The organism is Maribacter aquivivus, from assembly GCF_900142175.1.
Lineage (GTDB): Bacteria > Bacteroidota > Bacteroidia > Flavobacteriales > Flavobacteriaceae > Maribacter > Maribacter aquivivus.
In genome coordinates this window covers 1,462,189-1,474,120 of sequence record NZ_FQZX01000001.1, presented here as the reverse complement: position 1 = coordinate 1,474,120, position 11,932 = coordinate 1,462,189, and the positions used below count along the sequence as shown (strand labels likewise).

Genomic DNA, 11,932 nt, shown 5'->3' with positions numbered 1-11,932 from the left:
AACCTGTTCTCGATACATTTTCTTGCAGAAAACACTCGAACTGACAAAACGTTTAACATTAACCCTAGCAAAATGATTGTTTCTAGTACTCATGTCACTTCGAGTGAATTTACGAGGAACGAGAAAATTTGTATCGAGAACTCGTATGTTCCTAGCCCTGTTCTCGATACTATTTATTATTTCCGTTTCACTCCAATAAAAAACCACTCGAACTGACAGTGCGTTATATGTTATTTCAAATTCACCATAAATAAATCTGCGGCAATACCATCAGCTAAAAACATACCTTTTTTGGTAGTTTTGAGGATGTCGTCGCCATCAACAAAAAGTAAATGCTCTTCTATATATTTATCTGCTTGCATTAAGGCGTACTCTTTAAATTTAGGTCCGAATTCGGCGGAAATTCTACTTAAAGATACTCCCCAAATAGTACGTAAACCTGTCATTACATATTCATTATATTTATCGGTAGCAGAAAGCACCTCAACCTCCATAGGTACTATACCTTGTCCTATCGATTTTATGTATTTTGGATTATTATTAATATTCCACCCTCTACGTACACCGTCAAAAGAATGTGCAGACGGACCAATACCTATATACTTTTTTTGCTGCCAATAGGCGGAATTATTTTTAGAGTAATACCCAGGTTTTCCAAAATTGGAAATCTCATAACAATCAAATCCTGCTGCCAATAAAGTATCGTTCAATAAGTTAAAATGCTCTTGGGTTTCTTCATCGGTGGTGGGGGTAATCAATCCATCCTCCACAAACTTCGCCAGTGCGGTTTTGGGCTCTACCGTAAGGGCATAACTTGAGATATGCGGAATCCCGAAAACGAGTGCTTTATCAATATTCTGTTTCCAACGATCTAAAGTCATATTGGGCATTCCGTAAATAAGGTCAATGGAAATGTTATCAAAATGCTCACTAGCCAGTTGAAGACTTTTTTCTGCCTCTAAGGCATTATGCGCCCTGTTCATCAGCTTTAAATCTTCCTCAAAAAATGATTGAATTCCGATACTCAACCTGTTTATAGGGCTAGCTGCCAGCTGCAGTATTTTCTCTTCGGATAAATCATCAGGATTCGCCTCTAACGTAATTTCCGGATTGTCTACAATATCATAATGCTCACGAACCGCATATATCAACTGCTCAATTTCCTCAGTCTCTAAAACAGACGGCGTTCCTCCACCAAAATAGATTGTCTCTACAACGACATTAGAGAACTCCTCTTTTCGTAGTTCCAATTCTCTGCATAATGCACTCACCATCGCCTCTTTCTTCCCCATAGTGGTAGAAAAATGAAAATCACAATAGTGACATGCTTGTTTGCAAAATGGAATGTGGATGTAGATACCGGACATATTTTCAGTTTTCAGTGGGCAGTACCAGTATTCAGTAGGCAGTACCAGTATTCAGTAAACAGTTTACAGTTATTAGTTTGAACCAAATTTACTTGGGTTATTAATCATATAGTTTAACAGCTTACCAACTTCTTCACTATCTTTTATAAAATCATTAAATGTTATTTGGTCAATATAGTCACATTTAAATGCAAACTCTAGCCAGGTTTGAGTTTCTGAATTTTCCGCGTCACTATCTGTCAACTTACTTACAAAATGCTTAGGATAACTTCTTTTACGATATGCTTCTGCAATATTAGCACTTACACTTCTAGAGGAACGTCTAATTTGGTCAGTCAAGGAATATTTCTCTTCTTTAGGAAAGGATTTTGAAATATTAAAAATCTTCATTGCTAATGCAAAAGACTTTTTATAAGCCAATAAATCTTGAAACTGCATAAATTGTTTTTAATGGTTACCGCGTACTACTTCTAAATATGTATATCAATTACTTAACGCTATTGCTGATAACTCATACTGTCAACTGTTTACTGAATACTGTTACTGCCCACTGAAAACTATTTTTTAACTCTTTTCTCATTTTGTTTTACAAAAGCATCCCAACCAGAGTAGCTTTTACCGACCACATCAATTCTACCTTGATTATAAAAATGGCATACAGCAGCAGCCAAACCATCGGTGCTATCAAGGTTTTTTGGAAGTGTTTTTAGTCCCAATACGCTTTGTAGCATTTTCGCTACTTGTTCTTTACTGGCATTACCATTTCCGGTAACTGCCATTTTAATTTTTTTGGGCAAGTATTCAGTAATAGGTATTTGACGCGATAGCCCCGCTGCCATGGCTACGCCTTGTGCTCTACCTAGTTTGAGCATCGATTGTACGTTCTTACCAAAGAAAGGTGCTTCTATTGCAATCTCATCTGGGTGATAGGTGTCAATTAACTCTATGGTACGCTCAAATATGAGCTTTAGTTTGGTATATGGATCGCTATATTTTTGAAGTAGTAGTTCGTTCATTTGAATAAACTCCATCTTTTTACCGACCACTTTTATGAGTCCGAAACCCATAATAGTAGTACCTGGGTCAATACCCAATATTATTTTCTCGTTCGCCAAAATGCTTAGTTTGTATTTAATTGAACTGGAATTCGATATTTAGTATTCACCGGAATTCCTCTTTTTAAAGCGGGTGCAAGTTTAGGAAGATTCTTTAAGCTTTGCGTAATAACACCATCAAATTCTGGCATCTGATTTAATACTAGCTCATTTTTATAAATATCGGCAACTCTTATTTTACCTAGGGTATCAATAACAAAAATAACCTCAACGGTTTCACTTTCCTTATCGGTCAAGGTGAATTCAAAATCATTTAAGGTTTCTTGAAAATGGGAGATTAAGGTTTCTTCAAAGCAAATTCGCTGCTGTTCTTTGGTAACCGCTTCATCACAAGTATAGAAAAAAGGATAAGAATCTACACTGTTCCAATCCATATGGCGCAATTCCTCATCTATAAGCTCTTGCGTTCTTTTTTGTTTTGAGTCAAAGAACGAACATGAACTTATCAGTATGATTAAAAGAAAAAATACAACTCGTTTCATTACACCTATTCTACAGGTGAAATTACGATTTTTTTAAGGAGTTTATTCTTTAGCAAAATGGATTTCCTCCTTTAACTCTGAGATTCGTTTTCTAGCAGTTTCGTAATAGAATGGATGCTCGTTCGGGTAGTGCTTTAAGAAATTCTCATAATAGCCTAATTTCTTCTGCAGATTAGAACCAAACTGATCATATGTAGTGGCTATATTGTAATAAATACGCGCGTCAGATTTATCTTCTTGATGTGCCATTTCGAAGAATTTGAATGCTGTTTTAAAATCTTTTTGCTCACGGGCGATATATGCCAATTGATTATAACCATTCGCGAAAATGGGTTTTTGAACTGCCATTGCTTTGTTAATGAAAATCTTGGCGCTATCTAATTTACTTTCTTTTTGATAAACGCTTGCTAGGTCAAAATAGGTTTGTGAATTAGTATCATCTCTTTTCAATAAAATAGCATAAGCTTCTTTAGCTTTTTTAAACTCCCAATTCTTGTTATAAGAAATTCCTAATTTTTCAAATACGTAACTTTTATCTTCCCCTAGCGCTAAAACCCGTTCAAATAGTGGAATCGCCTTCTCATATTGAGCATCGTTAAATAGCACCAATGCATGCAAATTTATGAGGGATACATCATTCTCATAATAATCTAAACCCTGCATTATGTACTTTAAGGCCTTGTCTCGCTCTCGTTTAATAGTGTAATGTTTTGCAAGTTGAAACAGACTTCTAAGATGGGTACTATCTAATTTAATTACTTTTTTGTATTGCTTTATACTTTCATCTGTTATATCTAGATGACGATTGACTTCCCCCAAATAAAACTGAAACTCAGGATTAGTCGTATTCAGATTAGACAAATTTTTAAACACAGATTTTGCCTCTTCAAACCTTTTTACTTTCAGTAATAATTTCCCAAGTTCAAATTGCGCGAGTTGATTTTCAACATCTTCATCGACAACGTATTGATATTGAGTAATTGCCTTCTCATAATTGCCAACGGCATTGTAACTTCTTGCAATCTGAAGCGCAGCAGAAAGTCCGCCAACTTCTGAATAGGCATTAATCGCTTTTGAATAATTACCGACAACATACAAACTATCTGCAACAGCCAAAGCCGAAGATTGCGCTTCGGCTTTGAACAGTACTAATAGTAGTATTGAAATAAAAAATAGTTTCAATTATTCTTTTTTAATTCTAATTTCAACTACTCCATTTTCACCCTCTTCACCATACTTTTCAATAGCTTTTTCATCTTTTAAAATAAAAATACTTTCTATTGTATTTGGATCAATAGCTTCCATTTCTAGTTTAGTTATTTTTATATCATCAACATAATACATAGGTTCTAACTCACTTTCTTTCGAAATTTCAGAAACCATGTTGGCTGTACTATTATTGTTTTTAGTTATAATTTCATGAGATCCATTTTCGGCACCTTTACCATATTTTTTAATGGAAGCTTCGGGTCCCAAATGTAAAATCCTTTCAATTGAATTTTTATCAGCATCCATTTTGTCATATTCATGCTTTTCCACCACTTCTCCGTTAATTAAATAAATAGGTCCCTTACTATCATTACTATTTAAATCAATAGCCTTTTCATTAGTACTTTCACTTTTCAACTTAAAATTAACAGGAATGGAAAAAGGAACATTTACTGCTTTACCAGATTGTTTACCAGGAATCATCTTTGGCAACCTTTTTATTATGCGTTCTACCTCATCTTCTAACAATTTATCCGGTCCACGCATTTTAATATTTTCAATAGTGCCTTCTGAAGTAATTAAAAACATAGCACTAACTCTACCCTCTATATCCGCATTTTGAGCTGCCTGTGGGTAATTAAAATGTTTGCCAATATGTTGTTGCATTTTCTCATTAAAGCAAGCTCGTTTATCTTCTGCATCTTCACAACCAGGAAAAACCGGAACTTCATCAACTAAGGCAAAAGGAACATCAACATTATCTAGTTCGCTATACCCTTTTTCTGTTACAAACTGAACATCATAAGTTTCTTTGCTACCTACTAGGTCTTTTATATTGGTCTTTATTAAAAATGAATTGGTGTCATCAACAAGTACAATATTGGTTTTATGATATGGTTCATTTTCCAAACTGACCAACAACTCATTAAATTTTTGTAATTCAATTGAACTTAACTCTTCAGTATTATCGACTTTATACTCTATAAAATCCGATGGATAAGCTCCCAAACTAAAATCATAATAAGCAAATTGATTTCCGAAGGTTATTACAGACGATTTCAATTTATTATCAATTAATCTATACGCTTCTTTTTGATTTACAAAACTATTATATCGTTCTGTAGAAGGTTGACTAAATGTTAAACTGAAAGGTTCTTCTTCTGGATTTTCTTTAATAAAATCTACCATTGCTTCCTCCATTACTTCACGTTGCAGAATTTCATATAGAAAAAACTCATCTTTGGTAAGTAATTGATTTATACCCTTTCGTTTTTCTGACAAACCAGAATTATATAAATATCCAATATCTAAATTATTATCTTTAATTTTAGTCTTTATTTCTGCAATCAAAAGCTCATCGCTTTTCGTTAATTCTTGACCATCAGTTGTAGTCTTATTCATTTTACAACTAGTATACAACAACATCCCTAACACCATTGGCACTAGCAGTAAATACTTCAACTGCCATACTTTTTTTGATTTTGATTTTTGTAACATGATTATTCGTTTTTTGATTAATGATTGTGTAAAAAATTGATTGATGAATGATATATGTTCGGTCTGAAAAACCTGAGCCAATAACTGCTCATAATGATTCGTTTTATGCTCTTTTGATACCTGAGCATCAGCTATGAACTCATGTAATTCTGAAATACGATTTTGATAAACGTACACTAACGGATTAAACCAACCGATAATTCGCATCAACTCAAAGAATAACAAGTCGTACGTATGCCTTTGTTTTATATGTACCAATTCATGGGCGATTATGGTATCATGTTTCATCTTCAATACTTTATCTCCAATGAAAATGGATTTAAAAAATGAAAAAGCAATGTTACTGTTTGTTATTACTATTTGGGTAAATAATGGATATGTAACTTTCTCCCCACTTTTTCTCAAGAGATATAATTGTCTAATTTTTAAACCAAATAACAATAATGCCACTAACATTCCCCCATAAAGAATTCCTTCTTGCCAGGTTAAATTGAATCCCATTGATTCTTCAACTTGAACCACAACTGCTTCGTTTTGTAATCCCCATAAATACTCAGGATATGCGGAAAACCTCTGAGGTACTTGCTGCTTAAAAGCTTCTATTTTTACCCATGGTAAAATTAAAGACAACACAAAGGTTCCAATCAAATACACTCTGTTCCATTGAAAAAAGGTTTCCTTCTTTAGAAAAAAGTCATAAATAACTAAGAAAAGAAGCTGAAAGGCGATGCACTCCAAAATGTATTGTATCATGGTTTTTCCTTTTTAATTTCATTCAATACCGACTCCAATTCAGAAAGGCTCATATCATTTTTCTTCATAAAAAAAGAAACCATACTCTTAAAAGAGCCTTGAAAATAGCCATCTACCAGTTTATTTATAGACTGATTACTGTAATCTGATTTCATTACTAAGGGGAAATACAAATACCCTTTCCCTATCTGTTCATGATCCACAAAACCCTTGCTCTCCAAAATCCGAACAATAGTAGATACTGTATTATAGGCGGGTTTTGGCTCCGGTAATTTTTCAATGATCGATGCTACATTACATTTCTGTAATTCCCATAACACAATCATCACTTCTTCCTCTGCTTTTGTCAACTGTTTCATTCAACTAATCTTTTAGTTTGATGTTCAAATATAACTAAATATTTAGTTTAAACTAATTTTATAGTTGAAAAAGTTATGTTTGATTGATGTCTATGTAACAAATGCAACCTATATTAGTCTTATAGGCAATAGTTAAATTTTACAATGGATATATTTTTATTAGTTCTAGGATTCATTTTAATGCTCGTAGGCATTTTAGGAAGCTTCTTACCAGTGTTACCTGGGCCACCAATTAGTTGGGTTGGTTTACTTTTGTTGTACTCTACCAGTGCAATTACCATGAATTGGACATTCTTAGGCATTACCCTTGCCATTGCTTTAATAGTCTTTGGACTAGATTACGTAATACCCGCTATAGGAACCAAGAAATTTGGAGGTACAAAGGCGGGAGTTATTGGCACCACCGTAGGATTGTTGGTTGCCTTAATATTTCCTGTACTAGGACCATTCGGAATTATTATATGGCCTTTTGTGGGTGCTTTAGTGGGAGAATTACTAAATAAGGCGGACAAAAAAACCGCTACGAAAGCGGCTTTTGGTTCTTTTTTAGGATTCTTAACGGGTACATTTTTGAAATTTATGGTAGCCATAGTTTTTCTAGGCTTATTCATTTCAAAAGCTTGGGAGCATAGTAATGCCTTATTTCCTTACTTTAATTAAACTTACTCGGTTATCCATTCTGTTTTAGATGCAATTGGCTCTCGTTTACCCTCGTTTAATTCGCCATCAAAATTGCCCATGTAGAAAAAACCAAGGCATTTTTCGCCTTCGTTAAGACTCAAAAATTCATCCATATATTTTATGAGTCCCGGTGAAGACCAATACGATCCAATACCCATATCGGTACATTGCAACCACATATTCTGTACTGCCATAGCTACCGCAGCTACTTCTTCCCATTCTGGTAGAGATTCTTTAGGGTCTCTTTGCATGCAAATTGCAATTATAGCACTTGCCATTTGCGGATTCTCTTGAAGTTTTTTAACCTTCATAGCCTTTGGCTTTGGGTCCAATTCCTCATACTTCTTAGATAGGAAAATACCTAATCTTTTTTTAGCATCACCTTGTATTACCTTAAAACGCCATGGTTCTGTACACTTATGGTTGGGTGCCCAATTACCTGCTTCCAATACTTTTTCAATATCCTCTTTTGCAATAGGGCTATCATTATATTGTACCGGAAACACGGAACGTCTCTTCTTTATTATATCAAATATCATTTGTTTTCTTTTTCTCGATTAATGTAAAATTAAACCTTAACCATCTAAAATGGTGTTAGGTAATTATTAAAATAATCTATTATAAATAACTGTTCTTTTCATCTAAAAGTAGCTCCATGCAGTTCTTTAGAACAGGATTTGTATGTTCTTTTTTCCAAATAACAGATAATTCTGCGCGCTGAGGTATATTCTTAAGCTCAATAAATTTCACCCGCATTTGAAATCCGTTTTGCAAAGATGTAGGTACAATGGCTATTCCCATATGGTTCTCAACCAATTTAAAGATAGTATGGGCATGAACAGATTTATGTGATATTTTAGGAGCAAAACCTGCATCCTTACAAATACTCATAATGGTTTCATAGTACAACGGACTATATGCCTGACTGAACAATATAAAATCATCATTTGCGAATTGATGCATTCCTTCAAATTCCCTAGTAAGTATTGGATATCTTTCTGGTAAAACCAATGAAAAGGTATCGGTAAATACCGTTTTCATTTCTAAAGTACTAGGCACTCTTGATACCCGTACAAAACCCATATCTAACTGATCATTTAAAACCCCATCCACTTGGGCAAAATTAGATAGCTCCTCTAAAGACGTTTTCACCTTCGGGTATTTTTCTTTTATCCCCAATAATAGTTTAGGTATTACTTGTTGCATAGCCGAGCCTAAAAATCCGATTCGTAATTCTCCACTATTACCATCACCCACCAATTTCAATTGCCGTTCTACCTTTTCAAGATGGTTGAATATATATTCCACCTCAGTTTTTAAATAATGTCCGGCGGGTGTTAACGCCACTTTTTTCTTATTTCGTTCAAACAATTGGGTTTCGAGAATATCTTCCATTTGCTTAATCTGTCTACTTAGTCCGGGTTGTGATATAAACAACTTTTCTGCAGCCTTTCTAAAGTGTAATTCTTGCGCTACCGCTAGAAAATAAGTAAGATGACGTAATTCTATTTGATTACTCATAGTTATGGATTGATGACAAAATTGATATTACCAGGTATTAAAAATAGTCATTAATTTTAATTTAAATAATGAAAGCAGAAAGCTATGAACGTACAGTCTTTTAAATTAGGTGAAGATTGGCTAACCGCAGGTAAGGCCATGCAGATTGTTAATGGTAATTTATCTACTGTACTGTCTGAAACTACAGAACAAAAAATAACCAAAAGCTGGAAAATTGTGCAGAACATAGTAGACAAGGGGCACCCTGTTTACGGCATAAATACTGGCTTTGGACCATTATGTACGACTAAGATTTCAAAATCGGAAACCAATATTCTACAGACCAACATACTTCAAAGTCATAGTGTAGGTGTTGGTGACCCAATAGCAAAAGACATTGCAAAATTGATGCTGATTCTTAAAGCGCAATCATTGGCAAAAGGTTATTCGGGTATCGCATTAAAAACCTTAAATAGAATTATTTGGCATATCGATAATGATGCTATACCTGTTGTTCCATCGCAAGGATCAGTTGGTGCATCGGGAGATTTAGCTCCGCTTTCCCATTTATTCCTACCGCTTATTGGTTTAGGTAAAGTGGAATATAAAAATGAAACCATAACAACGAAAACACTTTTTGAACGGACAGGACTAGAACCAATTGCACTTGGTCCAAAAGAAGGTCTAGCACTTATTAACGGAACTCAATTTATAGCTGCACATGCTGTAAAAGTAGTTACCCAACTTCATTCAATTTTGGCACAGGCAGATGTTATTGGTGCTATGATGATAGAAGGTTTGCAAGGTTCTGTAAAACCCTTTTACAATGAACTGCATGCCCTTCGTCCATTTAAAGGCAACGTACATGTAGCCAAACGTGTTAAGAAATTATTGAAGGGTTCTGAAATTATGGAAGCGCATGTAGATTGCGAAAAAGTACAAGACCCCTACTCCATTCGTTGTATTCCACAAGTTCATGGTGCTTCGCGTACCGCGTGGCTACACCTTAAAGAATTATTAGAAGTTGAATTAAACTCAGTGACAGACAATCCAGTAATCATTGATGAAGAACTGACCATTAGCGGTGGTAATTTTCATGGACAACCGTTAGCTATGGCACTGGATTATGCCTGTTTAGCCGCATCAGAAATTGGGAACATTTCGGACAGACGTATTTATTTATCTTTAGAAGGAAACAGTCCTGGAGTGCCAAAATTATTGATGAACGATACCGGCATCAATTCCGGATACATGATTTTACAATATACCACCGCAGCATTGGCAAGTGAAAACAAAGGCCTTTGTTTCCCTTCAAGCGCAGATAGTATTCCTACATCTTTAGGTCAAGAAGACCATGTAAGTATGGGGTCTATTGGTGGCAGAAAAGCATTGCAGGTTATTGGTAATGTAGAGAAAATTTTAGCAATTGAATTATTAACGGCAGCACAAGCATTTGAATTTAGAAAACCTTTAAAATCGGGTATTTACCTAGACGAAGTACATAATGCGGTACGTGAACATGTTGCTTTTGCAGATAAAGACCGTGTTTTTGCAGATGATATTGAGAAGGGTATAGCTATGATCAAAGACCAAACAATACTTAAAGTTATAGATCGTGTTCAAGCAGAACATAACATATCTTTAAAAACAAAACACTCAGAAGAGTTCGAAAACTACTAGTTGTATGAAAAAGAGAACACTAATAGGTCCGTTTAAACAGATCTTACCCATGACAGGTATAAATCTCAAAGGAGCCATTTCTGACCATGAACTTGAGATTATTGAAGATGGTGGAATTTTAATTGAAGACCATTTAATTATGGCAATTGGCAATTATAAAGCATTAGCGGCTGAGTATCCAGAAGTAAGCACTACGGTTTTAAATGGTAACCACGTCTGTGTACCTGGTTTTGTTGATGCGCATACCCATATTTGTTTTGGCGGATCTCGTGCTAAAGACTATGCCATGCGAAATGCCGGAAAATCATATTTAGAAATTGCACATGCGGGTGGCGGAATTTGGGATACCGTTACCCAAACCAGAAAAGCAAGTATAGAAGAATTAACGAAAAAAACTATAAAAAGAGCCAATCGTCATCTTAAAAATGGAACGACTACCATTGAGGTCAAAAGCGGCTACGGACTAACAGTTGCAGAAGAGCTGAAAATGCTACGTGCTATTAAAGGAGCCAATGAGCAAGCATTGCCAGAATTAATTTCTACTTGCCTTGCAGCACATATGCTACCCAAAGATTTTGATGGCTCAGAGACCGAATATTTAAAAATGATTTCAGAGGAGTTATTTCCCATTCTTAAAGAAGAAAATCTAACACACCGTATTGATGCTTTTATAGAACAAAGTGCTTTTTCTGAAGATGATATACAGGCATATTTTTCAAAAGCCAGTGAAATGAATTTTGACATTACCGTGCATGCAGACCAATTTTCTGCAGGTGGCAGTAAAGTGGCGATTGAGTTTAATGCCGTAAGTGCAGATCATTTAGAAGCAAGCGGAGATACAGAAATAGGATTGTTAGCACAAAGCGATACTATTTCTGTTGCACTACCAGGCGCTTCAATAGGCTTAGGGTGTGATTTTACGCCAGCTCGTAAATTATTAGATGCTGGTGCAGCCCTTGCCATTGCAAGTGACCACAACCCCGGTTCAGCACCAATGGGCGATTTACTGACCCAAGCCAGTATTCTTGGAACATTTCAAAAATTAACAAATGCCGAGGTCTTGGCAGGAATCACTTTTAGAGCTGCCGCCGCTTTGAAATTAGAGGACCGTGGTAAACTGGAAGCGGGACTTTTAGCTGATCTAGCCGTATTCCACTCAGATAATTACCAAGATATTCTATACAATCAAGGAAATCTAAAACCATGTATGGTTTGGAAAAATGGAGCGTTGGTTTTTGACAGACATAAGTAGTTGTTGGTTGTTGGAAAATAAACCTCTAAATCCAAAA

General features: G+C 35.2%; 12 protein-coding genes. 3 read left to right on the top strand and 9 right to left on the bottom strand.

The annotated features are described in order from the left end of the window. Positions 1-230: 230 nt before the first annotated feature. The 7 genes from hemW to BUC31_RS06165 form a co-directional block, all read right to left on the bottom strand. Positions 231-1,367 (bottom strand): radical SAM family heme chaperone HemW, encoded by a 1,137-nt coding sequence (gene hemW, locus BUC31_RS06195; RefSeq protein ID WP_073242229.1) that lies wholly within the window; start codon positions 1,365-1,367, stop codon positions 231-233. A gap of 72 nt (positions 1,368-1,439) precedes the next feature. Next, positions 1,440-1,805: a four helix bundle protein gene (locus BUC31_RS06190; RefSeq protein WP_073242227.1), complete on the bottom strand. Its 366-nt coding sequence runs from the start codon at positions 1,803-1,805 to the stop codon at positions 1,440-1,442. A gap of 119 nt (positions 1,806-1,924) precedes the next feature. Next, positions 1,925-2,482, bottom strand: a complete 558-nt coding sequence (gene ruvC, locus BUC31_RS06185; RefSeq protein WP_073242225.1) for a crossover junction endodeoxyribonuclease RuvC — start codon at positions 2,480-2,482, stop codon at positions 1,925-1,927. 5 nt (positions 2,483-2,487) lie between these two features. After that, positions 2,488-2,964 (bottom strand): hypothetical protein, encoded by a 477-nt coding sequence (locus tag BUC31_RS06180; RefSeq protein ID WP_073242223.1) that lies wholly within the window; start codon positions 2,962-2,964, stop codon positions 2,488-2,490. A gap of 42 nt (positions 2,965-3,006) precedes the next feature. Further along, positions 3,007-4,146 carry a tetratricopeptide repeat protein gene (locus BUC31_RS06175; RefSeq protein ID WP_073242221.1) on the bottom strand — a complete coding sequence of 380 codons (1,140 nt, stop codon included), beginning with the start codon at positions 4,144-4,146 and terminating at the stop codon, positions 3,007-3,009. Continuing rightward, positions 4,147-6,423, bottom strand: a complete 2,277-nt coding sequence (locus BUC31_RS20485) for a M56 family metallopeptidase (protein ID WP_073242219.1) — start codon at positions 6,421-6,423, stop codon at positions 4,147-4,149. Continuing rightward, the gene (locus BUC31_RS06165; protein WP_073242217.1) at positions 6,420-6,782 is read right to left on the bottom strand and encodes a BlaI/MecI/CopY family transcriptional regulator; all 363 of its coding nucleotides are present in this window, start codon (positions 6,780-6,782) and stop codon (positions 6,420-6,422) included. Before BUC31_RS06165 ends, BUC31_RS20485 begins: the two co-directional genes overlap by 4 nt. A gap of 144 nt (positions 6,783-6,926) precedes the next feature. Here BUC31_RS06165 and BUC31_RS06160 point away from each other — a divergent pair, with 144 nt between their 5' ends. Continuing rightward, complete coding sequence (locus BUC31_RS06160; RefSeq protein ID WP_027065070.1) at positions 6,927-7,442, top strand: DUF456 domain-containing protein; 516 nt, start codon at positions 6,927-6,929, stop codon at positions 7,440-7,442. Between the two features lie 2 nt (positions 7,443-7,444). Here BUC31_RS06160 and BUC31_RS06155 read toward each other — a convergent pair whose 3' ends face one another. Both BUC31_RS06155 and BUC31_RS06150 read right to left on the bottom strand, forming a co-directional pair. Next, positions 7,445-8,002 (bottom strand): nitroreductase family protein, encoded by a 558-nt coding sequence (locus BUC31_RS06155; protein ID WP_073242215.1) that lies wholly within the window; start codon positions 8,000-8,002, stop codon positions 7,445-7,447. Between the two features lie 79 nt (positions 8,003-8,081). Beyond that, a complete protein-coding gene (locus BUC31_RS06150) occupies positions 8,082-8,984 on the bottom strand; it encodes a LysR family transcriptional regulator (RefSeq protein WP_073242214.1) in 903 nt (300 codons plus the stop codon). Between the two features lie 84 nt (positions 8,985-9,068). Here BUC31_RS06150 and hutH point away from each other — a divergent pair, with 84 nt between their 5' ends. Both hutH and hutI read left to right on the top strand, forming a co-directional pair. Continuing rightward, positions 9,069-10,643, top strand: a complete 1,575-nt coding sequence (gene hutH / locus BUC31_RS06145; protein WP_073242213.1) for a histidine ammonia-lyase — start codon at positions 9,069-9,071, stop codon at positions 10,641-10,643. Between the two features lie 4 nt (positions 10,644-10,647). Next, on the top strand, positions 10,648-11,895 hold the full coding sequence (gene hutI, locus BUC31_RS06140) for an imidazolonepropionase (protein WP_073242211.1): 1,248 nt from the start codon (positions 10,648-10,650) through the stop codon (positions 11,893-11,895). Positions 11,896-11,932 lie beyond the last annotated feature (37 nt).

What these genes read in the sequence shown, in the direction of transcription:
- hemW (WP_073242229.1), bottom strand. Translation starts at nt 1,367, where the DNA reads ATGTCCGGTATCTACATCCACATTCCATTTTGCAAACAAGCATGTCAC.
- BUC31_RS06190 (WP_073242227.1), bottom strand. Translation starts at nt 1,805, where the DNA reads ATGCAGTTTCAAGATTTATTGGCTTATAAAAAGTCTTTTGCATTAGCA.
- BUC31_RS06180 (WP_073242223.1), bottom strand. Translation starts at nt 2,964, where the DNA reads ATGAAACGAGTTGTATTTTTTCTTTTAATCATACTGATAAGTTCATGT.
- BUC31_RS20485 (WP_073242219.1), bottom strand. Translation starts at nt 6,423, where the DNA reads ATGATACAATACATTTTGGAGTGCATCGCCTTTCAGCTTCTTTTCTTA.
- BUC31_RS06165 (WP_073242217.1), bottom strand. Translation starts at nt 6,782, where the DNA reads ATGAAACAGTTGACAAAAGCAGAGGAAGAAGTGATGATTGTGTTATGG.
- BUC31_RS06160 (WP_027065070.1), top strand. Translation starts at nt 6,927, where the DNA reads ATGGATATATTTTTATTAGTTCTAGGATTCATTTTAATGCTCGTAGGC.
- BUC31_RS06155 (WP_073242215.1), bottom strand. Translation starts at nt 8,002, where the DNA reads ATGATATTTGATATAATAAAGAAGAGACGTTCCGTGTTTCCGGTACAA.
- BUC31_RS06150 (WP_073242214.1), bottom strand. Translation starts at nt 8,984, where the DNA reads ATGAGTAATCAAATAGAATTACGTCATCTTACTTATTTTCTAGCGGTA.
- hutH (WP_073242213.1), top strand. Translation starts at nt 9,069, where the DNA reads ATGAACGTACAGTCTTTTAAATTAGGTGAAGATTGGCTAACCGCAGGT.
- hutI (WP_073242211.1), top strand. Translation starts at nt 10,648, where the DNA reads ATGAAAAAGAGAACACTAATAGGTCCGTTTAAACAGATCTTACCCATG.